At 67.5% G+C, this 23839-nt stretch carries 27 protein-coding genes; 19 read left to right on the top strand and 8 right to left on the bottom strand.

Annotation, left to right across the window (positions count from 1 at the left end; genetic code table 11):
- Positions 1-161 precede the first annotated feature (161 nt).
- The 5 genes from AB0J76_RS43625 (at position 162) to AB0J76_RS43605 (ending at position 5194) form a co-directional block, all read left to right on the top strand.
- Positions 162-467, top strand: coding sequence for a hypothetical protein (locus AB0J76_RS43625; RefSeq protein WP_352320188.1), 306 nt, complete (start codon positions 162-164; stop codon positions 465-467).
- A complete protein-coding gene (locus AB0J76_RS43620; RefSeq protein ID WP_352320186.1) occupies positions 425-733 on the top strand; it encodes a hypothetical protein in 309 nt (102 codons plus the stop codon). The genes AB0J76_RS43625 and AB0J76_RS43620 overlap by 43 nt, the downstream gene beginning before the upstream one ends.
- On the top strand, positions 733-2673 hold the full coding sequence (locus tag AB0J76_RS43615; RefSeq protein WP_352320184.1) for a hypothetical protein: 1941 nt from the start codon (positions 733-735) through the stop codon (positions 2671-2673). The genes AB0J76_RS43620 and AB0J76_RS43615 overlap by 1 nt, the downstream gene beginning before the upstream one ends.
- A gap of 109 nt (positions 2674-2782) precedes the next feature.
- Entirely contained in the window at positions 2783-3100 is a 318-nt protein-coding gene (locus tag AB0J76_RS43610; protein WP_352320182.1) for a hypothetical protein, read from the top strand.
- Between the two features lie 1575 nt (positions 3101-4675).
- Positions 4676-5194 (top strand): hypothetical protein, encoded by a 519-nt coding sequence (locus AB0J76_RS43605; RefSeq protein ID WP_352320180.1) that lies wholly within the window; start codon positions 4676-4678, stop codon positions 5192-5194.
- A gap of 77 nt (positions 5195-5271) precedes the next feature.
- Here AB0J76_RS43605 and AB0J76_RS43600 read toward each other — a convergent pair whose 3' ends face one another.
- A complete protein-coding gene (locus tag AB0J76_RS43600) occupies positions 5272-5508 on the bottom strand; it encodes a hypothetical protein (protein WP_352320228.1) in 237 nt (78 codons plus the stop codon).
- Here AB0J76_RS43600 and AB0J76_RS43595 point away from each other — a divergent pair.
- The gene (locus tag AB0J76_RS43595; RefSeq protein WP_352320178.1) at positions 5472-5945 is read left to right on the top strand and encodes a DUF2399 domain-containing protein; all 474 of its coding nucleotides are present in this window, start codon (positions 5472-5474) and stop codon (positions 5943-5945) included. The two genes, AB0J76_RS43600 and AB0J76_RS43595, sit on opposite strands and share 37 nt — an antisense overlap.
- A 552-nt stretch (positions 5946-6497) precedes the next feature.
- A complete protein-coding gene (locus AB0J76_RS43590) occupies positions 6498-6836 on the top strand; it encodes a PASTA domain-containing protein (RefSeq protein ID WP_352320176.1) in 339 nt (112 codons plus the stop codon).
- Here AB0J76_RS43590 and AB0J76_RS43585 read toward each other — a convergent pair.
- Positions 6780-7685, bottom strand: a complete 906-nt coding sequence (locus AB0J76_RS43585; RefSeq protein WP_352320224.1) for an IS5 family transposase — start codon at positions 7683-7685, stop codon at positions 6780-6782. The two genes, AB0J76_RS43590 and AB0J76_RS43585, sit on opposite strands and share 57 nt — an antisense overlap.
- Before the next feature lie 380 nt (positions 7686-8065).
- On the opposite strand from AB0J76_RS43585, the gene AB0J76_RS43580 reads away from it, so the two are divergent.
- The 12 genes from AB0J76_RS43580 to AB0J76_RS43525 all read left to right on the top strand — a co-directional run bounded on the left by AB0J76_RS43580 (position 8066) and on the right by AB0J76_RS43525 (position 19440).
- A complete protein-coding gene (locus AB0J76_RS43580; protein ID WP_352320174.1) occupies positions 8066-8788 on the top strand; it encodes an urease subunit gamma in 723 nt (240 codons plus the stop codon).
- A 118-nt stretch (positions 8789-8906) separates the two neighbouring features.
- On the top strand, positions 8907-10694 hold the full coding sequence (locus AB0J76_RS43575) for an urease subunit alpha (RefSeq protein ID WP_352320222.1): 1788 nt from the start codon (positions 8907-8909) through the stop codon (positions 10692-10694).
- Between the two features lie 39 nt (positions 10695-10733).
- On the top strand, positions 10734-11408 hold the full coding sequence (locus AB0J76_RS43570; protein WP_352320172.1) for an urease accessory UreF family protein: 675 nt from the start codon (positions 10734-10736) through the stop codon (positions 11406-11408).
- Between the two features lie 117 nt (positions 11409-11525).
- Complete coding sequence (gene ureG / locus AB0J76_RS43565) at positions 11526-12128, top strand: urease accessory protein UreG (RefSeq protein WP_352320220.1); 603 nt, start codon at positions 11526-11528, stop codon at positions 12126-12128.
- Positions 12125-12937 carry an urease accessory protein UreD gene (locus AB0J76_RS43560; protein ID WP_352320170.1) on the top strand — a complete coding sequence of 271 codons (813 nt, stop codon included), beginning with the start codon at positions 12125-12127 and terminating at the stop codon, positions 12935-12937. Before ureG ends, AB0J76_RS43560 begins: the two co-directional genes overlap by 4 nt.
- A gap of 1085 nt (positions 12938-14022) precedes the next feature.
- Positions 14023-14412 (top strand): hypothetical protein, encoded by a 390-nt coding sequence (locus AB0J76_RS43555; protein WP_352320168.1) that lies wholly within the window; start codon positions 14023-14025, stop codon positions 14410-14412.
- Between the two features lie 121 nt (positions 14413-14533).
- Entirely contained in the window at positions 14534-15676 is a 1143-nt protein-coding gene (locus AB0J76_RS43550) for a hypothetical protein (protein ID WP_352320166.1), read from the top strand.
- A 278-nt stretch (positions 15677-15954) separates the two neighbouring features.
- Positions 15955-16203, top strand: a complete 249-nt coding sequence (locus AB0J76_RS43545) for a hypothetical protein (RefSeq protein WP_352320164.1) — start codon at positions 15955-15957, stop codon at positions 16201-16203.
- Between the two features lie 569 nt (positions 16204-16772).
- Entirely contained in the window at positions 16773-17027 is a 255-nt protein-coding gene (locus AB0J76_RS43540; protein WP_352320162.1) for a hypothetical protein, read from the top strand.
- A gap of 113 nt (positions 17028-17140) precedes the next feature.
- Entirely contained in the window at positions 17141-17476 is a 336-nt protein-coding gene (locus tag AB0J76_RS43535) for a metalloregulator ArsR/SmtB family transcription factor (RefSeq protein WP_352320160.1), read from the top strand.
- Between the two features lie 9 nt (positions 17477-17485).
- Complete coding sequence (locus AB0J76_RS43530) at positions 17486-18616, top strand: GNAT family N-acetyltransferase (protein ID WP_352320158.1); 1131 nt, start codon at positions 17486-17488, stop codon at positions 18614-18616.
- 377 nt (positions 18617-18993) lie between these two features.
- Positions 18994-19440, top strand: coding sequence for an ACT domain-containing protein (locus tag AB0J76_RS43525; RefSeq protein WP_352320156.1), 447 nt, complete (start codon positions 18994-18996; stop codon positions 19438-19440).
- Positions 19441-19502: 62 nt separating this feature from the next.
- Here AB0J76_RS43525 and AB0J76_RS43520 read toward each other — a convergent pair whose 3' ends face one another.
- The 6 genes from AB0J76_RS43520 to AB0J76_RS43495 all read right to left on the bottom strand — a co-directional run bounded on the left by AB0J76_RS43520 (position 19503) and on the right by AB0J76_RS43495 (position 23826).
- On the bottom strand, positions 19503-19703 hold the full coding sequence (locus AB0J76_RS43520) for a hypothetical protein (protein WP_352320154.1): 201 nt from the start codon (positions 19701-19703) through the stop codon (positions 19503-19505).
- Positions 19704-19722: 19 nt separating this feature from the next.
- Positions 19723-20682: an alpha/beta hydrolase gene (locus AB0J76_RS43515; protein WP_352320152.1), complete on the bottom strand. Its 960-nt coding sequence runs from the start codon at positions 20680-20682 to the stop codon at positions 19723-19725.
- Positions 20679-21725, bottom strand: coding sequence for a ferritin-like protein (locus AB0J76_RS43510; protein WP_352320150.1), 1047 nt, complete (start codon positions 21723-21725; stop codon positions 20679-20681). The genes AB0J76_RS43515 and AB0J76_RS43510 overlap by 4 nt, the downstream gene beginning before the upstream one ends.
- Before the next feature lie 133 nt (positions 21726-21858).
- On the bottom strand, positions 21859-22269 hold the full coding sequence (locus tag AB0J76_RS43505) for a cupin domain-containing protein (RefSeq protein ID WP_352320148.1): 411 nt from the start codon (positions 22267-22269) through the stop codon (positions 21859-21861).
- A gap of 8 nt (positions 22270-22277) precedes the next feature.
- Entirely contained in the window at positions 22278-23030 is a 753-nt protein-coding gene (locus AB0J76_RS43500; protein ID WP_352320147.1) for an SDR family oxidoreductase, read from the bottom strand.
- Between the two features lie 118 nt (positions 23031-23148).
- A complete protein-coding gene (locus tag AB0J76_RS43495; protein ID WP_352320145.1) occupies positions 23149-23826 on the bottom strand; it encodes a hypothetical protein in 678 nt (225 codons plus the stop codon).
- Positions 23827-23839: the final 13 nt, after the last annotated feature.

Raw genomic sequence — 23839 nt, 5'->3', positions numbered from 1 at the left:
GAGCAGTTCAGCTCGACGGCGCGACGACCGCCCTTTATCGTCACATTGATCCCATAGATAGTCGTCCTCAAGGTCCAAAGGATCCAGGGTGATGGCGTCCCAGGAACAGATCGCCGCCGTGGCGGACGATCGAGCAGTCACGCGAACAGCGCGCCAACGATGTGCGCAAGCTCATCAACCTGCTCGAAGACCGCGCGTTGAAGGGCAAGGCGGCCGAAAAACTGCTCAACGACTGCCAGGCATGGGAGGCAGCCTATCGAGGCATCTTCAACCGGGCCTTGGCACTGGTCGAGTCCGCGCATCCCGATCCTGCCAAGCCGACAGATCCCTTATTAGGGCTGGGGAGGCCGCCACTGTATCTGCTAGGGAGGTCGGCTTATGAGTCCGCCCGCAAACCGGATTGGCCTCAACATCGGAGGGCGTCGTGGCTGAGCCCATGGTTCCCAATCCGCGCCACGTACGGCTGAAGCAGTTGCTTGACCAGACCGAGGATGAGGCTCGCGAGCTGCGGCAGGCGTATCTTCCGGCCATCCATTCCATGACCTCCGGAACGGTCTGGACTGGCCCCACTGCCCGCAAGTGGTTCGCCGACTTGCAGGAACGTCAACGTCAGCTGCTCGCCATAGCCCAGCGGGTGATCAGCGCCGTCGAAGAGGAGTTGCGCCGGCACCAGCCCATGGTCACCGAGACGATGGCGAACTCGATCCGCCACGAGATGGCAGGGCGCACGTAATGGCGTCGGACAACGAATTTTGCGGTATCGATCCAGACGCAATGGATGGCATGTCGCGCTCTTTACAGGAAGCGACAAACCGCCTAAGCGACTTCTATCAGCAATTCGATCGCCTCTTCCGCGCAAACGGCATCAACGCCGGACCGCTGCAAGAGATTCTCGCCGTCTCGGAGTGGAGTGGGAGCCAGATCTCCATGCTCGCCTACCGCAGCCAGACGATCCGCGAGCTGGGCAAGGGAGCCGGCGCGGCCTTCCTCATGCTCCCCGACCAACTCACCGCCTTCGACGACGCTCGCGGGCTAGCCACCATGTACAGCCAGGACATCATGGTGCACGGCCCTGGCGACCTGCAGGCACGCCTTGTCCATGAACACGCCGACGAGATCGCCGAGCTGGCGGACAACCCGCAGGCTGCGGCGGCCTTCTTCGCCATGCTTTCGCCGACCGTACGCAACGCTCTGCCCAGCCTGCTGGTCGCCACTGGCAGCAAGACCGCCAAACAGGACCTCGCCGCGTTCAGCAAAGCTCTCGGCGCAGCGTTACGCGCACCGGCGAGCGTGCCCGCGTTCGAACGGTTCAAGAACGACTTCCTCAACGCTTCCACCCAGGACGCTGCGTGGAACCGATTAGCCCTGTTGAAAGGCGCCGGCGCCCCGACTTCCTATCGAATCGCCGCCGTCCGCGCACTGGCGCTGGATGATTTCGCGACCAACTCGCAGCGGACCTTTCGTCCCACAGGGCCCTCCGAAGCCGAAGCTTACGGCTACCCTTCGGACACGGTCGGTATGGCGCTGGAGGTCATCGCCGATGATGGCGCCGCCGTACGCGACGCTTTCACTGCCATGGGCGGACCGCAGGTCAAGCTCACCCGCACCGAGAAAATGAAGCTTTTCGTCGACTACGCCAAACGATTCGGCGGCGGAGAGAAAGTTGCCGACGCCTTGGGCCGCGCCCTGGTCTCCGGATCCGAGGCCACTGCCGGTACACCGGGAAAGCACTCCCCGGAAGCCGCCACCTTCGCTTTCGACGCCATCAGGATGACGGGATCATTCGGCGAAAAACTACCCGTCACCGCCCAGAACTCCATGGGGCTGATAGCACAGTCCTACGTCCGCGAACTGATCACAGGCGGACGTTTTGACAAAGCCATCGACAGATCATCGGGAATGGGCCGCCCGCCCGGGTGGACCGACATCCCCGGTGTAACCCCTGCCTTCTACCTGAGCCCGGGCGACACCTTCCACTTCCTGCGCACCTTCATGGGCAACGAGCGCGCCACCGACAAGTTCGACTCAGCCGTGGCCCAGTTCTACCACGACACGATGGTCACCACAGCGGGTCTCGACGGCAAGCAGGCGACCCAGCATTTCGACCATGCCGCCACGATGTTCGGTGACTTCGCCGGGATCGAATTCAAGGCGGCGTCCGATGTGCGAGGTCAGGCCGATGCCATCGACGAACTCGTCATTGACATGGGCAAGAACACCCTTGCTCTGGGGATCGACAGCGTTCCGGTAGCCGGCGCGGCGATCGACCTCACATGGACCGTGGCCAAGACCTACGCCGTCAGCCGACTGCTCGACAGATGGGCGGAGAGTTTCGAGACCCGCGTGGAGAAGCTCGACGCCAAACATGTCGACTACGTCGAACGGCAGAGGTACGAAATGGCGCGCCTCCTGCGCGAAGGCGGATTCCCCGCCACCCGTCCCCCTGACGAGCTGATCAGCAAGGAGACCGGCCAGCTCAAGACGTACGACGAGATTCTCAAGGAGGTCAAGCGGGAAGCGGCAGGGGGCGACGAGAAGAAGGTCCTGAGAGAGAAACTCACGCTCTATGAACGCTGGTCGGACGGCAATCAGAGGCTCGACGAGAAGATGGAGGACGCCGCAAGATCCACAACCAGCACCCTGACCAAAGAGCTGATCGATAAATGGAGCTGACCCCTGCGACTCATCGCGCGAGGCAGCGGGATTCCGCCCGCAAATGCCAGGTCGGCGGCTGTTCATGGACCTCCACCGTTACTGTGATGCCAAGCGCTACTTTCGACCCGTGGATGACCCGGCCTGTCGTTTGGTCCACCTGCTGGGGATCGAACGTCACGTCATAGCCAAAGCGAGGCAGCCTGAGAGTGTCAGCCATCAGGCGCTCGGCTCGATCAAGGAAATCGTCAACCGGCTCGTTGCCTCGCGTGTTCTCCGCCGTGGCCACGAGGACTCTTTTGAACCGCTCGTCACCGCAAGGAATATCGGTGTCCGGCCGTTCGACAATGCGCAGCTTCTTGAGTGGGTTCTTGAAGACGTCATCTGTCTCCAGCGTATGAGTGTCTTTCTGCAGCTCAGCCGCCGCCTCGCCAAGAGATGGCCCTGAAGAGCATGAGACCAAAGCCAGAATGAAGATCGCTAAGAGACAACATACTGCACGCATGCCGTACCTCCGTTGGCGCGGCCAGACCGTGCTTTTATCCTGACCTGCGCTCGGCGCAGCGGCCACCACTTCTGCAAATCTCGATCTCCTTTCGAACGGTGATTACGGCGCCGAGCCAGCTTTCGAGTGGGCTTGGGCGAGGCTGGTCTTGGCCAAGGTCTGGAAGTCGCGTATGAGCGGGTCGTTGCCGTAGTGGGCGAGTTGGTTGACGAACTCTCGGACGTAGCGGCGGCGGGTGCGTGCTGATCGTAGGTCGGCCGCTGTGGCGACGACCTCCCACGGAATGGCGATGCCTTGCTCCGCGTCGCCGCCGGCGACGTGGCTTGTGGCGAGGATGGTTCGGACGAAGGACAGGCCGCATACGTACAGGGACTTCGGTAGGGCCACATTTTCTAACACCCGGTCGCGCGGTGGTGGTGGCCGGGATCAAGGAAGCAGTGGGCGAACTCGGCCGCCAACTCGGCCTCGTCGAAGTACTTCAACCTGACCGGATCATCCTTGGGACTGCGCCTCCCGAACCAGCGCTCGGACGCCCCGAGAGCACGGGTGCACCGCGGCACGCGCCGACGCCATCGAGTTCGTCCGGGAACTCCGGCCTCTCCTCGTCAGCTCCACTCAGGGATGACAGCGCTATCCGTAGAGAAGGTGACATGCCCGATTGCGGATGAGGAACTCTGATCGGGATGGCGGAAAGAGCTCGTCACATTTCGCGGCGATCCAGGAACCCGAGCTCCTGCTGTCGCGGACCTCAGGAACTACGGGCCTGGACCTTCTTAGACGACGAAGGGGCGTAGCAGTCGTGTGCGGCGTCCGGGGGACGTCTCCATACCGCTGACGTGGCACAGCCCAGCCCCGTGATTGGTGGTGCTCCCGCGGCCGTCTCGTCTTGTTCTTCAGCTGCTTACGATCTGTCCGCAGCACCGTCGAGGGCGGCGGCGTATCGGGAGTGGGTGTGTGCGTCGCTGGCGGGGTGAGCGCGGCTGGGCGTTCAGCAGAGCTCAGGCGGGGCGTCGGCATCGGGGTTGCCGTCGTCCGAGGCGACGGGTTGTCAGTGCCCCATGCACTCGCCCAGATGCTGAAACTGACACAGGCCAGGAGGCCGGCGATGAGCATCAACCGGGGCAAGCGATCCGGGCATCGCAGAGGGAATCGCCCGGGTGGAGCTGGGGTCGAATACGTTCGCCAGTCAAGGGAGTCGGACGCGTTGAGGGGCCCGGTCGATCCTGAAGCGGCAGGCCGGACGGCTGTCGCCGCAGCGGATGCCGCTCTCCGAGGAGCAGGGCGGGCTGGTCGGGATCGGTGTGCATGGTCCTCCTCTCGCTGCGCGTGCATGGCAGGCTGGCGCAGCGTGACGGATTTCAGCGGGAACGACGCGGCATGGCGAGCAAGCATGGAAGCGGAATGGCCCCGGCAGATCCGGGGCCGGGCTTGGTGTGGGTTCTCAGCGAACCTGACGGGTTCTCAGCCGACCTGGCGGGGGGAGGTGGTGGCTTTCATCTGATGTGGTGATGATGTTCAGTGCGCCTGGAGTGGTTCCTGGGGCTTTGGGGTTTGGAGGCAGGTTTGTCGCCGTTGGTCATCGAGTTGGATCCGCTGCGGGCTGCCGGCCCGGTGTTGCTGGGGGCGTCGTTCGAGGAGGCGGGGCGGGCGCTGGCGGCGTGGGGAACGCCGCAGCCGTTTGCACCATATCCGGGGGCTGAACCGCTGGATTGGCGGCTGATGGACTCGGGGGTGATTGCCCATGTGTTCTGCGGATCCGCGGGCGTGGTGCAGACGATCGAAATCTCCCCGTTCGATGATGAATCGCCGGCGCGGGTGCTTCTGATGGGAATGGACCTCTTCTCGGCGCCTGCCGAGCAGGTGATCGCGGAACTGGCAGCCCGCTACGACGTGGAGGATGACGCGGGCGGCCTGGTCGTGCCGGAGCTTTCGGTCGGGATGTCCTACCCGGCAGACCTTGACCAGGCAGGTTTTGACAGTGTTCTGATCGCAGGTCCGGGCTACTACGACCCGCCTCATCGGGACGGCGGGTCATAAGCGCGGGTCTGGCCGGCGCGGATGAGTTCCAGGCGATCCAGGTTGGAGGCGACGGCTTGGTCAGAAGCGACAGTTAGTTATGTGTCGAGGGCTAGAGACCGCTTGAGCGGCTGGCCGGTCTTGTCGTTGTGCCGGACCACACTGGTGAGTGCGAGGATGCGGGTCAGTGCGCGGATGATGACGCCGGCGTGGATGCGGCCGCCGTGACGTTCCAGGTCCAGCTGGCTCTTGCGGGTCTGCTTGATCGACTCGATGGTCTGGCGCAGTGGCTTGAACAGTGCAGCGCCGGGCGACCGGCGTACGACTGGCCACACCCGGAACTCAGGTGTTCGCCTGCGAGAATCCGCAAGTCCTGCAAGCGGCGGCGAGAGCGGGAGTATCCGTCCCCATGCTGTGCCTCGCAGGCAACCCGTCCCTTGCGGGATGGCAGACCTTGCGGCGGCTCGTGGATGACGGCGCCCGGGTTCTTTATCACGGCGATTTCGACTGGCCGGGAGTGGCAATCGCGACACGCCTGTTCGCGGTCGGCGCGGAGCCGTGGCGTATGCGAATCGGCGACTACCTGGCGGCCGTAGCGACCCTGCCACCGGACTCGGTTCTTACCCTCACTGGCACTCCAGTCCCGACCCCATGGGAACCGAACCTCACGGAAGCCATGCGCCGACAAAACCTCGCCATCCACGAGGAGACGCTCATGCCGATCCTGCTCACCGATCTGAGCGCCAACGAGACAGCGTGGAGCCTTCCATGAATTGGAGAAGCAGTGGCGCGCCAGGGGATACGCACCCTCAAGAAGACCCGCATCTGGAGAGCGGGAGCGTCTTACAGTCTGCCAGCTACACATATAGCCCTGACCAGCTCGAACACCTGTCGTGCGGCAAGCCGCAGGAGGCCCACGCCGAAGAGCTCAATACGTGTCGAGCAGCACCCACATATCACCACATCCATAGACAAACCCAACCCGTAGTTGCTGGAGTCCTCCTAAGGTGGGTGCCGCAGGTTCGAATCCTGCCGGGGACGCCAGGCTCTGTCAGCAGGAAATACCCTGGACCAGCAGCAAACCTAGTCAAGGGCTTCTTGATGTGTCCGGCGCCGTACGGCCGTCGCCGATTGTATACGGCTGATCCTTTCCAACGCCTTCCAAGGTGCAGCGTGATCGTCTCGCCTCCGAAGGGTGTCGGCATGCCATGCGAAGGATCGACATCAAACCCAACACGCGGGAGTCCGATCCCGCGAGGAAGGAAGCGGGCGAGGCGTCGTACTGCCGGGGATCGGGCGAGATACTCGATCCCGGAGGCGTGACATGGCGTGGATAGGTCCTAGCAGCGCGGATGAGGTGACGGTGCCCGACGTGGTCGGGCTGCTTGTGGCAGACGCACGGGCGGTCGCATGGCAGGCGGGCTTGGTCATCGCCACCTCCGATCCAGACGGTCCGCCGGTCGGGGCGCTGACCTGGCCAGGAGTCTGGGTCGTCACGGGTCAGCACCCTGCTCCCGGCTCTCGCATGCGCCGTCAGGGCTCGCTGGTGATCGAGTGCAGGGAATTGCCCGGCGGCGACGTCGGAGACCGGGAGCCGCGTCGCCCGCTACCCCCGCTGGGCGAGCTCACTGTCGAACGAAGTCCTGAAGCAGGTACCGACTGAACCCGGTGAAGCTGTGCGCTTACCGCACTGGAGGGTGTCTGACGATTCAGCTTGCCGGAGCCAGAGCATGAGCGAGGAGATGGTGACGCCAGCCAGGTAGCTGCTGGCCGGCTTGTCGAAGCGGGTGGCGATGGCGCGCCATTGCCTGAGCTTGCCGATGCAGTGTTCGACCAGATTGCGGTGCTTGTAGGCGAGCTCGTCGAAGGCGTGCGGGCGGGCTCCACGGCTGCCCTTGCGCTTGCGGTTGGCGATCTGGTCACGCCGCTCTGGAATGACCGTCTTGATGCCGCGCCGGCGCATGCCGAGGCGAATTGCGCGGCTGGAGTAGCCCTTGTCGCCGATCAGGATGTCGGGGCGGGTATGGGGGCGGCCTGCGCGGGAGCGGCGGATGCGAAGCCTGGCCATGACGTCGGGGAAGGCGGTGCGGTCGACGACATTGCCGCCGGTCAGGTGGAAGACCAGTGGCAGGCCACGGGCCTTGACGAGTAGGTGCAGCTTGGTGGTCAGGCCGCCGCGGGACCGTCCGAGCGCCTGCCGGATTGGGGATTGCCTGGTGTCGATCGTCTCGCCGTCATGCCTTTCTACGGGTGCCGGCGGCGTGCTGGTGGGCGCGGGCGATGGTGGAGTCGATGCCGACGGTGAACTCGACCTGGCCGAGGGAGTCGTCCTTGACCTGCGTCTCCTCCAGCAGCCGCGGCCACATACCGTCCTGCTGCCAGCGGGTGAACCGCTCGTAACAGGTCTGCCGGGCCCGTACCGCTCAGGGACGTCCCGCCACGGAGCCCCGGTCCGTAACCCGTCGATCACCTGCCGATGACCACGCCAAGGGCGTCCCCGCCCACCGGTCACCGGCAGGAACGGCTCGATCCGCGCCACGACCTGTCGGTCAACTCGCCGCGTCGCATCACGGCAACCATTCAACCGTGCACGTAGATCAATTCAGACGCTCTCCAGCGCGACAGTGATGGTAAGGGGATTCATGTGCCGGGAGTGACCCAGGATTCACTGCGAAGCCATATTGCGTAACGTCTCTGAATAGTTACTCTCAGTATGCAACGGAATGGTGAGCATCAGAGTCCCGTGATGCCCTGGTGTGGGCAATCATCGGCAACGGTGAGCACCTGCTGGGTGACCAGCCGCCGGCGGCGCGATCGCTGGAGGTTCGGCGCCGTTGCCAAGCCCCCCTGAGGGACGACACCTCCGGGGCAGAGCGAAGGCGAGGTGGTTGGATGCATCTGACTCCGCACGAACAGGAACGTCTCTTGATCCACGTAGCCGCGGACGTGGCCCGCAAGCGCAAGGAGCGGGGGGTCCTGCTCAACTATCCGGAGGCGGTCGCGCTGATCTCGTCGTACGTGCTGGAGGCAGCCCGGGACGGCAAGTCGGTCCACGAACTCATGTCAGCGGAAGCCAAGATCCTGTCCAGGGACGACGTCATGGAAGGCGTCCCGGAGATGATCTCCGACCTTCAGATCGAGGCCACTTTCCCCGACGGCACCAAGCTGGTCACCATTCGCCACCCCTTCGCAGAACCGCAGGCTCAACCGAAGTCCGCCGCAGGAGCGGATCCCGAGGCGGGACAGGCCACCGAGGCGGGACAGGCCACCGAGCCGGAGCTCGCAGCGGCGACGCTGGTCCATCCAGGCAAGGTCGATCATCCCGAGGACGCAGGCCAGGTGCCCTTCAACGAGGGCCGAGAGGTCAGCATGGTGACGGTCACCAACACCGATGACCGTCCCATCCAGGTGGGCTCTCATTACCACTTCTACGAGGCCAATCCCCGCCTCGACTTCGACCGCGCCGCCGCCTACGGCAAGCGCCTGCACATCCCTGCCGGCAGTTCCATCCGCTTCGAGCCGCAATGCACCCGGACGGTGGCGCTCGTGCCCATCGAAGGCAAGCGCATCGTCGCCGGCCTGCGCGGCCGGATCGGGGGAGAGCTCGATGGATGACCCCCTGACGGAAGCATCGGCTGAGCAGGCGGCGGACGCTCACGTCAAGCCCGTGGCAGAGACATCGTCGCCGACCTCCTGCGCGCAAGGGCCGGAGATCCTGCCCGTCGACCAGCCGCTGACCCGCGTCCAGTACGCCGACCGGTACGGCCCGACGCTCGGCGACCGCATCAGACTGGCCGACACCAACCTGCGGATCGAGATCACCGAAGACTGGGCCGGCGGCCCTGGGCGCAGCGGCAACGAGGTCATCTTCGGCGGCGGCAAGGTGATCCGCGAATCGATGGGCCAGTCCTGTGCGCCACGCGACAGCACGAGGTTCGGCGCCCCGCAGCCACCTGACACGGTCATCACCGGCGTGGTGATCCTCGACCATTGGGGCGTCGTCAAGGCGGACGTGGGCATCCGCGACGGCCGGATCGTCGCGCTCGGCAAGGCGTACAACGACGAGACCATGGGCCGCCTGCACGACAGGCATCCCCTCGCGACCGACTTCCTGATCGGCGCCGAGACCGAGATCATCTCCGGCAACGGCAAGATCCTCACTGCCGGCGGCATCGACACGCACGTGCACTTCATCTGTCCCGAGCAGGTGCACGAGGCGCTCGCCGCCGGCGTCACGACGCTCATCGGCGGCGGCACCGGTCCCGCCGAGGGCAGCACCGCCACCACCGTCACGCCCGGCGCCTGGCACGTCGCCCGGCTGTTCGAGGCTCTAGACGCCTTTCCGGTCAATGTCGGGCTGCTCGGCAAGGGCAGCACCATGTCCACCGAATCCCTGTACAACCAGGTGGAGGCGGGCGTGCTCGGGTTCAAGATCCATGAGGACTGGGGGGCCACCCCTGCCGTGCTGCGCCATTGCCTGGAGGTGTGCCGGGCCACCGGCGTCCAGCTGGCACTGCACGCCGACTCGCTGAACGAGGCCGGCGCCGTCGCCGACACCATCGAGGCCATCGGCGACCATCCGATCCACATCTTCCACGTCGAGGGCGCCGGCGGTGGCCATGCCCCCGACATGATCACCATGGCCGGCCTGCCCAACGTGCTGCCTGCCTCCACCAACCCCACCCGGCCCTTCACCGTCAACACGGTCAAGGAGCACATCGACATGGTGATGGTCTGCCATCACCTCAATCCGCTGGTGCCGGAGGACCTGGCCTTCGCCGAATCGCGGATCCGGCCGTCCACGATGGCCGCCGAGGACATCCTGCACGACCTCGGCGCCATCTCGATCATGTCGTCCGACGCCCAGGCCATGGGCCGCATCGGCGAGATGATCATCCGGACGTGGCAGACCGCGCACGTCATGAAGGGCCGACGCGGCCCGCTGGAGGGCGACGGTGACGCCGACAACCACCGCGCCCGCCGCTACGTCGCCAAATACACCATCAACCCGGCCATTGCGCACGGCATCGATCACGAGGTCGGCTCGGTCGAGGTGGGCAAGCTGGCCGACCTGGTGTTGTGGGAGCCGAAGTTCTTCGGCGTCAAGCCACACCGGGTCATCAAGGGCGGCCAGATCGCCTACGCCCAAGTGGGCGACGCCAACGCCTCCATCACCACCCCGCAGCCGATCCTGCCCCGGCCCATGTGGGGCGCGACGGGCCGGGCGCCGGCCGCCAACGCGGTCAACTTCGTCACCGACCACGCCATCCGGTCCGGACTGGCCGGCAGAGTCAATGCGCGCAAGCCGTTCAGGGCCATCCGTGACACCCGCAAGGTGTTCAAGGCCGACATGCGGGAGAACAACGCCTGCCCCGACATCGAGATCGACCCCGACACCTTCGAGGTGGTGATCGGCGGCGCGACGGCCAAGGACGTCACGGCCGAGATCGACGACGAGGTGGTCGACGGACAGCAGTTCGCCGACACACTGCCCATGGCACAGCGCTACTTCCTGTTCTGACCACCGTGAACCGTTCGAGCGGAAGGTGAGCCACGTTCCATGAACCGTGCCGCCCTGCTGATCCTGGCCGACGGCCGATTCCCCGCCGGCGGGCATGCCCATTCCGGCGGGGCCGAGGAGGCCGTCAAGGCCGGAGGCGTGCGGGACGTGGCGAGCCTGGAGGAGTTCTGCCGCGGCCGGCTGCACACCAGCGGTCTGGTCGCGGCCGGGCTGGCCGCCGCTGCCGCCACCGGTTACGACCCGCTCCTGCTGGAGGAGGCGGCCGACGCCCGCACCGCCGCCCCCACCCTCCGGCGCACCTCGCGCCGCCTCGGCCGGCAACTGCTGCGGGCCGTACGGACCGCCTGGCCCCATGCCGAGCTCGACGCCCTGGCCGCGGCCCGGCCGCGCGGTGCCCACCAGCCCGTCGTGCTCGGCCTGGCCGCCCGCTGCGCCGGACTGACCCCGCTGGACGCCGCCTACGTGGCCGCGTACGAGAGCGTCAGCGGGCCGGCCACCGCGACCGTCCGCCTGCTCCGGCTGGACCCCTTCGACGCCACAGCGGTCCTGGCCCGCCTGGGCGCCGACATCGACCATGTCGCGGGCGCCGCAGCGGAGGCCGCGCAGCGCGTCCACACTGACGGCCCTGCCGCGCTGCCGGCCGCCTCCGCGCCGCTGCTCGACATCATCGCCGAACGGCACGCCGGCCGCCCGGCCCGTCTGTTCGCCTCCTGACCACTTCCTCAACTCCTTTCGGGAGCAACCTTGCACCTGCACCACGACGATGCCTTCCCGCACGGCTCCGGCGGCTCCTCCACCGAGCGTCCCGGCGGCGGCCGTCGCGCCCTCCGTATCGGCCTGGGCGGGCCGGTCGGCTCCGGCAAGACCGCCACCGTCGCCGCCCTGTGCCGCGCGCTGCGTGAACAGCTGTCCATCGCCGTCGTCACCAACGACATCTACACCCGTGAGGACGCCGAGTTCCTGCTGCGCGAAGCCGTCCTGCCCGCCGGCCGCATCGCGGCCGTCGAGACGGGCGCCTGCCCGCACACCGCCATCCGCGACGACATCTCCGCCAACCTCGAAGCCGTCGAGGACCTGGAGGGCCACCTCGGCGCCCTCGACCTGATCCTGGTGGAATCAGGTGGCGACAACCTCACCGCCACCTTCTCCAAGGGCCTCGTCGACGCACAGATCTTCGTCATCGACGTCGCAGGCGGCGACGACATCCCCCGCAAGGGCGGCCCCGGAATCACCACCTCCGACCTGCTCCTCATCAACAAGACCGACCTCGCCCCCCACGTCGGCGTGGACCTGGAGGCCATGGCCCGGGACGCCAAGGCCCAGCGCGGCGACCTGCCCACCGTCCTGACCACGGTCAAGAGCGCAGGCGGCATCACTCCCGTCGCCGAGTGGATCACTGGCCGGCTCGCCGACTGGACCGCAGGCCGCCAGTGATCCCTGCCCCGTCCCCACCCGAACCCGCCCAGCTCCGCCTGCCCCGCCACGCGCCCGGTGTGCACGCCACCGCCCGTATCCGTGCCATCCGTGCCGGCGACGCCACGGCCCTGCCCACACTCACCGGCGACGGCCCCTTCGACCTACGCCGCGCCCGCCCGCACGGCGACCAGGCACGAGTGTGCATCGTCGGCGCCATGAGCGCCCCGCTCGGGGGCGACCGGCTGCGCATCGAGGCCACCGTCGAACGCGGCGCTCACCTGCACCTCACCACCGCCGCCGCCACCATCGCCCTGCGCGGTCCCACCACCAGCCACGCCACCTACGACGTCCACCTGACCGTCGCCGACGACGCCGGCCTGCACTGGCTGCCCCAGCCGCTCATCTCCGCCGCCCGCAGCAACCTGCGCCAGAGCTGCACCATCGACCTCGCACCGACCGCCCGGCTCGTGCTGCGCGAACAGATCGTCCTCGGCCGCGCCGGCGAGTCTCCGGGCCGGCTGGCCACCCGCCTCACCGTCCACCGCGACGGGCGCCCCCTGCTGGACCAGCACACGACGTACGGCCCGGGTGCGCCCGCCTGGGACGGCCCAGCCATCGCCGCCGGCCACCGCGCCATCGGCCAGATCCTCATCGTGGACCCGGCTCTGGACCGGCAATCACCTGACGCTCGGCTGATCAGCGACAACGCCGAAGCCGGCCAAGCCGTGCTGACGCCGCTGGCCGGACCCGCCATTCTGGTCACCGCCCTGGCCCCGGACACCCTGCGCCTGCATCGCCTGCTCAATGCCGCGCACCCCATCCCCTGAACGCCCGTGCGCTCTTTTGATTACCTGTCACTGATCGCGGGGCAGCCGACGCCGCTCCGCTGCCGGTTTTGATGATCTCGACGGGACGGCCTGGCCATTTCGCCAGGATGCCGCCCGTCCCCGTCGGCGCGGGCGGCCGAGGCGATGACGTGCGGGTTCCCGTCGTGGGGCGAGGGGCAGTACGTCGTGACATTCCGGTCGCCCACCCTGGCGGCCGCGGATCCCGTCTGCGTCAACGCCGTGACCGCGGGGTTGCGGGCGCTGGCCGCTCAGCCGGGGGTAGGGGCGGTGCAGGCACTGCCGCCATTCGACCTGCAGGATCGGCGCCGCCTCTGCGCGATGGCCGGCTTCCATGGCGACGACCGCGTGCGGCAGCGTCGCCTGTCCAGTCATCGCGACGCCCTCCAACGGGCGACGGCTGAGGCGTCGAAGGACCGGGGTGAGGCACTCATGAGACTACCGATCCCCGGATGTGGCGAACCGAGAGCTCAGGGCGCGATCGATACTGTTTCCGAGCGACGCTGATGAGGCACCGCCCCGGCCACAGGCAGTGCGGGTAGTTGTTGAGTTGGGACCTTGGGTCATCGGTTCGTGGGAGCAAATCCGTGGGAGCCCGATTGCCTGATCAGTGAGCCAGCACCATCGAGCCCGCGACCGGGTGCTGGAGAGCGCGGAGCTGTTCAAGAGCCTCTACGTCCGCAGCCTTTTCTTCGTGCGCACCATCCTGGCGACGAGCCACGTGGCCGACGGCGACCTCGACCATGGGCTCGCCGTGGCGCGCGAGGTCATGCCGACTGTGGCCGACCTGAGGTCGGCTCGCACACGGCGATACGTACAAGAATTCATCGGCCGGCTCGCGCGCTACGGGAAAGATCCACGAGTACAGTCGCGACGTTGCGTATTCGCGTCACGCCACTCAGTTCAATAGCGAAAATATAGGAAGCGCTGGTAGCGTCCCCCAGCGCGGGCCGCCATCAAATACGACAGCGCACTTCCAGTCATCGACTGGCTATTGCCGCGCGCTCTCGCAGGTCAAGAATATCCGGCATCGCACAGACACGTTCCTGATCAGCGAAAGGATCGCAATGAGAAGGCGCCGCTGGTTAGCTCCCCTCCTCGCGAGCAGTCTCATCGTCCTGCCATTCTCAGCCCCGGCGTCCGCCCAGGTTCTCGCGTACGCATGGACCACCACCAGCACCGGCGCCGGGTATTTCTGGGACACCTATCCCTACTCAAGCTCCCCCGGCTGGTACATCTCCATCTACGATGACAGGGCAGACGGCCAGGGTGTCCGCATGCGCCAAGATTACGGCACCTACGTCGACTATCACGACAATGTCAGCGGTGCCGGCTCGGAAGACATCTACTGGAGCAGCTCCAGCGTCGAGAGAATTCAGGCGTGCAACCGCGACAAGCTGTCCAATGGCACCATCAGAGTGCTCAACTGCAGCAGCTGGGTCTCGACCGGTATTTGACCCCGGAAGAAGCAGGCGACCTCTCGTCCGCGCCAGTGGTCGTGCATTCTTGTACGAATCATCATGCAGAGATCCCCTCTGTGCCGACCCTCGTAACCCAGCCGCTCCTCAAGGACGCAAAATGGCCGATACACCGGACTACGCACAGGTTCAGCCCAGCCGTCGTTCCAAGCGTTCCCGCCGCGTCGCGCTCAGCGCAGCAATCGCGAGCGGAGTCGCCGTCGCGGCAATCGTCACAGTCACCACGAACGTTTTGTCCAAGCCGGAAACCTCGTCTTCCGGCAGCGGAACCGCTTCCGTCAGCTCGGCGCGTGCCTCGGCGCCTGAAGCCATCGAGAAGCTGTGGCCCGCAGCAGTGCACGAAGTGCCGGCCAAATTACCCGACGGCAGGCAGGTCCGACCGCGCCTGATGGTGGACACCACCAAGGTGCTCCTGACCGCCGAAGCCAGCTTCGAGAAGGCGAACGGCCTCTACACCTACGACGTGAACAACGGCGAGGTGACCAAGCTCGCCGACATCAGCCTCCCTGCCGGCACCATCCTCTTCCCTGACGGCTTCACCACAGGCCAGGGCCGGGTCGCCTGGTGGACCGCGCGCGGCACGGACGACAAGCGAACCGCCGACATCTGGACCGTCCCGACGACCGGCGGCAGACCGCAGCTCGTCGCCTCTGCTCCCCTGCCGCCCGCCTCATCCGCCGGGTTCGTCACCGGTATCGCCATCACCCCCGATCGTCTTGCCTGGTCGGCCGGCAACGAAGGCGTCTTCACCGTCGACATCAACGGCGGGCAACCGCAGCGCGTAGAAGGCACGCAGGGACAGCACATCCTGAGCTGGCCCTGGGTCGGATCACCCGGAACGGTCGGCGGCAACGAAGCCCCCTTCCAGTCCGTCATGAACGTCGAGACCGGCGAGAAGCGCGCCCAGACCGCCTTGCAGTCAGGCAGCCCTGTAGCCTGCGGGATCACGCTCTGTGTCACGCACCCCGACCGATCCATGGTGGCGCAGGTGCAGGGCCGGGACGGGCGAGCACGGTACGAGATGGATGTGACGGGAGTCGCTCCGCAGCCTCTCCAGCTGGACAGATTCCTGTCCGCCCAACTACCGGATCGCGCGCTGGTGCATGACGTGCAGACAGGTGCGTCCGCCGAAATCCGAGGCATTGACCCCCGAACCCGCTACCGCGCCCGAGCCGGTAGCAATATCGCTCTCTTCGCCCGCGGCGACAAATTCGTGGTCGTCGACCTCACTGCCATCCACTGAGCCGCGGTGTCACCCCCCGCTCCGGGACGTGGTCGTCCGCCGAAATGGAGCAGACGCCAGTTGGTCGGCGCCATCCGGTGGAGGGTGCGGACGGGTGCGCCGTGGCCCGCGATCGGCCGTGCCCAGCAGCACGCCGTGGGGACGCGCCGGGACGGCCATCCGCAAAGAGGGACCGCCCGGCGGGGCGGGGAGCGAACCGGACGATCGCGCGCTGGGCCGCCCGCGAGGCGGGCTGACCAACAAGACGCATCTGGTCTGTGAGCAGGGGCCGTAAGCCCTTGGCTCTGCTGGTGACGGCCTGCCATCGGGGAGACAGCTCGCAGTTCGTCGCTGTGCTGGGCAGGATCCGGGGCGGCCGGCCGCCGGCCTTCGACCCTGGCCTTCACCGCTGGTGTCACGCGGTGGAATGCGACATCAACCAGCTCAAGCAGAACCGCGGCATGGCCACCCGCCACGACAAGCTCGCCGTCCACTTCGAAGCCACACTCGCCATCGCCGCGATCGACCAGTGGCTCAAGGCCTCATAAAACACCGCCTGAAGCGGGTGCCGCAGGCTCGAATCGTGCCGGGGGCGCCGGGTCCGAGCGCACCCAATGAGCCCTTGACCAGCGGGGACGCGGATCGAAGGGCTCGTTGCATGTCCAGGCGCAACAGACCCCAGGCGACCGCCGCTGACAAGCCGCAAGTAGCTACCGGTCACCTCCTTATTGTCAATCTGATTTATGCTTTATGTACGCCCGAAAATAAACGCCCAGGTAGATGCCCATAAATCACGCCATATGCCATGGTTCCCTTTTATGGGGGTATGGTGGTTGGCATGGCGGGAGGACTTCGACCACGAACTCCTTACAAGGGAGCGCCCTTCAGCGGTGATCGATGCAGCAGGTTCTTACGGCTTGCTGCTACGGTCGGCCTCTGACAAGGGAAAATGCGGCATCTGATTGTGCCGTCCCAGGCGAGAGGCGCCTCTCGACCAGCTCGTAGGGATGCTCGTCCTTGGCACGGACAGCTGATCTACGAGGCTGTCGAACCTGCACCCCGCTGGTGAAGCGGTGGGCTCGTGCTTGTCGGCAGCAAGTCTGCAAAGGCAGCTCTCATGATCGTCATCCACGCCACTTGGCAGCGCGTCGCGCTGGCCGCGATATTCGCGCTTCCCCTGGTGCTCGTGATCCTCCTGATGTCCCCCTCTTTCGTACTCCTCCCCTTCAGCGAGAAGGGGCGCCAGTTCGCCCTCAAGGTCTTGGACAAGGGCTTGGAACTGGTGAAGTGCATCCTGCCCGGCGCGGAGCAGAGTCAGGAGAAGAATGCGGAGGGCTTGAGGATCGAGTTGCCTGGAACCAGGAGCGCGTAGACACAAGGCCAGCGGAGTGCCTCGTGCCGCCGCCCGCAGAGACTCTGGCGCCGACCAGCAGTTGGCGTTGAGCGTTTACGACTCCGTAGTTCATCGTCTATCGTCGATTAACGATGAACAGCAACAAAGAACCCATCCCCCGGGCCGAGGCCGAGGAGTATGCGAGCTGGTTCAAGGCGCTGGCCGACGCGACCCGCATCCAGATCGTGTCGTTGCTGGCGCGGCGGCGTGGGCCGATGAGCGTGGGCGAGATCGTGGCCGCTTCGGGAGTGGGGCAGTCCACGGTGTCGCACCACCTGAAGATCCTGTCCGAGGTGCGGTTCGTGCTGGTGGAGCGGCAGGGGACGTCGAGCCTGTACCGCATCAACGAGAACTGCGTGAGCTGCTTCCCCACCGCCGCCGACGTGGTGATGGGCAACCCGGCGCCGGCCGCGCCGGCCTGTGACTGAGGAGATCTCATGGCGCACGACGAGATCGTCGACCACTGCTCCGCCCTGGCTCGCAGCGCGCTGAGCGGGCAGCGCATCGCCGGCTGTGATCCCGTCGCCGTCGCCGAGCTGCGTGCCGGTGAGACGGTGCTCGACCTCGGGTCCGGCGGCGGCATCGACGTGCTGCTGTCAGCCCGCCGCGTCGGCCCGCACGGCACCGTCTTCGGCCTGGACGCCAGCCCCGCCATGGTGGAACTGGCCCAACGCAACGCCGAACAGGCGGGTGTCGCCAACGTGCGATTCCTGCATGGCACGATCGAAGCGATCCCGCTGCCTGGCCACACGGTCGACGTGGTCATCTCCAACTGTGTGATCAACCTGTCCGCCGACAAGGCGGCGGTGCTGGGCGAGGCGTTCCGGGTGCTGCGGCCCGGCGGCCGGTTCGGCGTCAGTGACGTCCTCACCGCGCACGCGCTGGATGAGCAGGCGCGGCAGCGGGCCGAGCAGCGCATCGGCTGCGCCGCCGGATCGCTCACCGTGCAGGAGTACCGGGATTTACTCGCCGCGGCCGGCTTCGTCGCCGTCACGATCACGCTGACCGCCGATCACGGCGACGGGGTGCACTCAGCCATCGTCCAGGCCGTCAAGCCCGCCATCGGGCCCGGCCTGGAGATCCGGCCGATGCACGAGGGCGACGCCTCCGAGGTGCTGGGCATCTACCAGGCCGGGCTGGACACCGGCCAGGCCAGTTTCGAGACCACCGCGCCCAGCTGGGAGGGATTCAGCGCGAGCCGGTTGCCGCACCTGCGGTACGTGGCGACCGACAGCGACTCCGGCGAGGTGCTCGGCTGGGTGGCGGCTTCGGCGGTGTCGTCCCGTCCGGTGTATGCGGGGGTGGTCGAGCACAGCGTCTACGTCCACCCCGGCTGCCAGGCTCACGGCATCGGCCGGGCGCTGCTGGCGGCGTTCATCGCCGCCGCCGAGGACGCCGGCGTCTGGACGATCCAGTCGGGTGTCTTCCCGGAGAACGCCGCAAGCCTGAGCCTGCACCAGGCGCTCGGCTTCCGCGTCGTGGGCACCCGCGAGCGCATCGGCTGTCACCACGGCCTCTGGCGGGACGTGCTGTTGATCGAACGCCGCAGCGCCTTGTCCGGGACCTGAATCGCCGCTCGGGGAACAGGGGCGGCCGTCCGATGGTTACATCCGTCGTGGCCGGTGTGCCCAGTGTCCCCGGGCCTCACCTATCGCCTTCGCGGACTACCGTTCGGCTGGAGCCGCGTTGTGCCTTTCGCCGAGAGGCGACACGCACACCGGTACGCACACGTGATGGCTGAAGGCCCTCGCCGAGTCGGCGGGGGCCTTCGCTGTCCCAGGGTCTACCACCGCCCGGAGCGGCATCGCCCCGGTCACCTGCACCGGGCCGACGGCCGGCGCGTCGGCCAGGCGGGCGTACCCGTCGGTGCGCAGGGCGATGATCGGGACGGCGCGGGGCCGGTCCGGCGATCACCTTGGCATCCACCCCTGGTAGACACGTGCCCATGAACGCATCCACCGCCCAGCGTCTGCGCATCATGTCTCCCGCATTCGCCGTCGAGCATCTGCCGCATGAAGGGTTGCCCGAGGACGATTGGCTGGTGCTCGTCCGCGCTCCGGAAGGGCTGACCGTGGTTCGTGAGGCCAGAGGTGTGGACCCGGCGGAGCAGTGGATCGGCTTCTACGGAGGTGCCACAGCACATGGCCTGGACATTCCCGGAATGCTGTCCGCGCTCGTCAAGCCGCTGGCGGAGGCGGCGATCCCGGTTTTCGTAGCCTCGACTTTCCATGCCGACCTGGTTCTGGTTCCCGCGCCGAGGAAGCAGCAGGCCATCGCCGTCCTTGAGAAAGCAGGGCACCGGATGGAGAGCCAGGACGGCGAAGCAGGTGAACGTCCCGGCCACGACCAGCAGGGTTACGAAGCCCAGGCCGGCCATGATGCCGACGCCTGACAGCCCCGCCAGGAGCCGACCTGCTCGGCGCACGCCGGCGGCGGCCGTCCGCACCCTGTCGGTCAGTGCGTTGACACCACCGACGCGGTGCAGCCCGATGGGGGTGATCGGGAGCAGCGCGGCGACGATGACGAGAGCTGCAGGACCTCGTCGTGGATGGCCGCCGCGAGCAGGAGCGCCCCCCACAGCGGCCAGCCGAGCAGGTGGCAGGCCGCGGCCACCCCGGCCAGCAGGACCATCGTGAGGTGGACCACGTTCAGCACGTGATCGACAACGCCGTTCTCACCGAGACTCTCCGGCCTTCAAGGCGGTCCTGAGGACGTCGATGGCCTGGGCCATGGCGGCGCTGGTGGCCTCGGTGGCGCGGACGGGGTTGAGCATCATGAAGTCGTGCAGCGTGCCGTTGTAGCGGACGCTGGAGGTGGGCACCCCGGCCGCGATCAGCTTGCGGGCGTAGGCCTCGCCCTCGTCACGCAGCACGTCGTTCTCGTCGACGATGACGAACGCGGGCGGCAGGCCCTCGAGGTCGTCCAGGGAGGCGCGCAGCGGCGACGCGGTGATCTCGGCGCGCTGAGCGGGATCTGTGGTGTAGGCGTCCCAGAACCAGGCCATCGCCTTGGCCGTCAGGTACGGTCCGTCGGCGAACTCCCGGTAGCTGTCGGTGTCCTGGCCGGCGTCGGTGACCGGGTAGTACAGGGACTGGTGCACGAAACGCACGTCACCGCGCTGTTTGGCCAGGATGGTCAGGGCCGCTGTCATGTTGCCTCCGACCGAGTCGCCCGCGACGGCCATCCGGGAGGGGTCCAGCCCCTCCTCGGCGCCGCACTTCACGATCCACTGGGCGGTGGCATAAGCCTGCTCGATGGCCACCGGGTAGCGGGCCTCGGGTGAGCGGTCGTACTCGACGAAGACGACGGCCGCGCCGGCGCCGACTGCGAGCTCGCGCACGAGCCGGTCATGGGTGCCCGCGTCGCCGATGACCCAGCCGCCGCCGTGCACGTACAGGATGACGGGGAGCATGCCCGCCGAGCCGACGGGCTTGACGATCCGCACCCGCACGTTGCCGACCCCGGCGGGGACGACGATCCACTTGTCGTCCACGTCCGGCTTGGCGATCGGGGCGGCCTGGAGGTCGTCGAGGACCTTGCGGGCGCCCTCGGGGCCGAGCTCGTACAGGAACGGCGGGTTCGAGGTGGCCTGCGCCAGCTCCCAGGCGGCGGGCTCGAGGATGTGCCTGGTCATGCCGCGCCTTCTTTCGCCGCGGAGCCGTCACGTGCTTCGCGGGGCACGTAGGCGAAGGTGGGACCGGCGCCGCCGGGCAGCGCCATCAGGGCCTGCGCCTGGGCTTTGAGCGTGAACATGATGCGGGTGGCGTCCGTGAGCCGCTTCGGGTCGCCGTTGAACGCCTGTTCCAGCAGGTTCAGCAGGGTGCTGTAGGTGGTGTCGAACAGATCCTGCGCCGCCCGTACGGCACTGCCCGGCTCGGCGGGCCGCGGGTTGGGTGTCATCGGCAGCACGCCGTCCGGGTCGACGCCGACCTGCTCCCCGGTGGGGCCGGTCTTCGGGGTGTCGCCCTGCTGGTAACGGCGGCCGAGCTTGAGCTCCTGAAAGCGGTAGTAGTGGGCGACCTCTTTCCGCTCGGGGTGGAGGACGTCCTGGTCGCCGTCCCAGACCTCGCCGTGGGCGTTCCCTTCTCCCTGCTCGACGATCTCCTTCAGCGCGCCGAGCGCGGACTCCAGATCCTCGACGGCGAACAGCGATCCGGCGGTGTGGCGGAAGTGTGCGCCGCTCACCTGCCGGGCCGGGTCGCCGCAGAACACCTCCTTCTCGCCGAGCGTCTCGCACAGGTGGCGCAACCCCTGCTCGATCGCGGCGTAGAACTGCCCGATCGTCTCGTAGCCGTCGTCCTCCGGCGGCGCGCCGGGCGGCGCGGGCCGTTCCAGACGCAGGAACATCTCCAGCGCCTGCGCGCCGAACGGCACCAGCGACACTTCCAGATCACCGTGCGGCAACCTGCGCGGATACGGCGGCAGCATCCCCGGCAGGTCCAGACGCGGCGCGCCGCCGACGGCGTTGAGCAGGTTCGCCGCCAGCGCCAGATGCAGCATCTCCTCCACGAAGACGCCGCTCACCACCTCCACAGCCGCCGGATTACGCTCCGGATCCAACGAGTACAGCGCCGTCAGGTACGGCGGCAGCGTCGCGTGCTCCAGCTCGATCGCCCACTGCAGGTGCTCACGGAGGCTGCCGAGCGTGCCGATCCGAACTGGTCGTTCGTGGTTCATTCGTGTCATACCTCGGGTTGTTGGCATGGCGGATCGGACCGCCGGCCGGTGGGCCGGCGGCCTGGCTCGATCCTGGGATCAGGCAGCGACGACGACAGCCGGTGCCGTCACGCTGCGGATACTTCGCCGGGGTTCAGGACGGGCGTGGCGCGCGGCGGTCCTTGCGCTGGGCCAGCTCGGCCTCTTCCACCAGCGTGAACATCGGCTTGCCCGGCTCGCACAGCATGGTGACCGTGAACCGTAGCGGGACATCGTCGCGATTGTTGCCGTCCTGGTAGTGGATGACGTCGCCACCCGGCTCCCAGAACGCCTCGCCGGCGCGGATCACCCGTTCCGGCTCTCCTTCCAGTTCCATCAGCATCTCGCCGTCGAGGACGACGCCGAAGGCGGGACCCGGGTGGCGATGCGGCGGCGCGCCAGGGTCTCCGGGCGGGTACTCGATGACCACGGTCATCACGTGCGCGCCCTCGGGGATGAACGGAGGCTGCGCCTCCTGCAGCACGGTCAACGCCGTCTGCCACGCGGTCGATCGCGGCTTGTCCATCGCCCGCCCTACTTCGCGTCGGACTGGTCGAGCCAGTCCTGGTAGGTGATGGTGCCGAGCTGCGCGCCGTCGGCGGGCACCAGCGACCGCTCGCCGAGCACGCTGCCGAAGTAGCGCGCCTGCGGGTCGACGACGACCTCGCGGGTGTCGCCCCAGGCGGCCAGCGCCTTGCGGAAGAACTCGTCCATCTTGTACCGGGTCGGTCCGGCGATCTCGATCCGGCCGTTCAGCGGCGTCCCCACCGCGGTCCTGCCGACCGCCTGGGCCACGTCGTCACCGGCGATCGGCTGGAACAACACCGGCGCGATGTGCACCTTGCCGTCGACCGTGCCCTCGTCGGCGATGCCGCGGGCGAACTCGAAGAACTGGGTGGAGTGCACCAGCGAGAACGGGATGCCCGACTTCTCGATCAGCTTCTCCTGGGCGATCTTCGCCGCGAAGTAGCCGTTCTCCGGCATCCGCTCGGTCCCCACGATCGACACCGCCACGTGATGGCCCACGCCCGCGGCCGCCTCGGCCGCCAGCAGGTTGCCGGTGGAGGTCTGGAAGAACTTCATGACGGCCTCGCGCTCGAACGAGGGCGAGTTCGACACGTCGATCACGACCTCGGCGCCCTTCAGCACCTCGGCCAGGCCCTCCCCGGTCAGCGTGTCGACGCCGGTGTTCGGCGACGCGGCCACGGCCTCGTGGCCGTGCTCGCCCAGCTTCTTCACCAGCTTCGACCCGATGAGCCCGGTCCCGCCGATCACCACGATTCTCATTGTTGGCACCCTTCTGGCTTCCTGGGCGCTGTGGTGCGCCCCTGTCGTCAGCTAGGACAAGGCAGCCCCCCTCGGTTGTGACAGGCGGCCTCGGGTTCACGTGGCACCGGCATGCCCTTCAGTGCCAACGCTGGAGTTTGTCGGGGTTCAGGATGATCCACACCGCCGTGACCTCGGCTCGGGCCACGCTCACGCTGACCACCGCCACGGCCTTGCCCGCACGCCGCAGCACGAGCCCCGTCCTGCCGTTCACCGAGCCGATGGCCGGCTCGGTGCCTGGCTGGTCGATCAGCAACGCCGTGACGACCCGCGCGACCGCGTCCGCACCGTAGGTCGGCCGTACGGCGACGCGCACCTTGCCGCCGCCATCGCTGACCACGATCGCGTCGGCGGCCAGGACGTCCCGCAGCGCCTCGGTGTCGCCCGCCTGGCAGGCCGCGGCGAACAGGCGGGCGACCCGCTCGTGCCCGGCGAGCGTCTCCGGGCCGTACCCGGCCTGGTGCGAGGCGGGGTAAGGCACGGGCTGGGCCCGCGTCACCGGGCCGCGGGGCACGTGGTCGGGGTCGGGGTCGGCGACGAGTTCCAGGCAGATGCTTCCCGCGGTCCGCGTCAGCCAGGCGCGCGGCACCGCGATGGCGGCGCGCTCCTCCTCGTCGAGGGCGTACCAGCGGCGATAGGTCTCCTGGACGACGTGGTCGGCCGTGGTGTCCGAGCCGAACATGCACAGAGCGATCTCGAGCAGGTGCTGCCGTTCGTCGAGCAACTCCGCCAGCGACTCGGCGCCCGCCTCGGTCATGATCCGCCGCCTC

It is taken from the genome of Nonomuraea sp. NPDC049624 (assembly GCF_040675255.1).
In the GTDB taxonomy this organism is placed as follows: Bacteria; Actinomycetota; Actinomycetes; order Streptosporangiales; family Streptosporangiaceae; genus Nonomuraea.
This window is presented reverse-complemented; position numbering and strand designations above follow the sequence as displayed.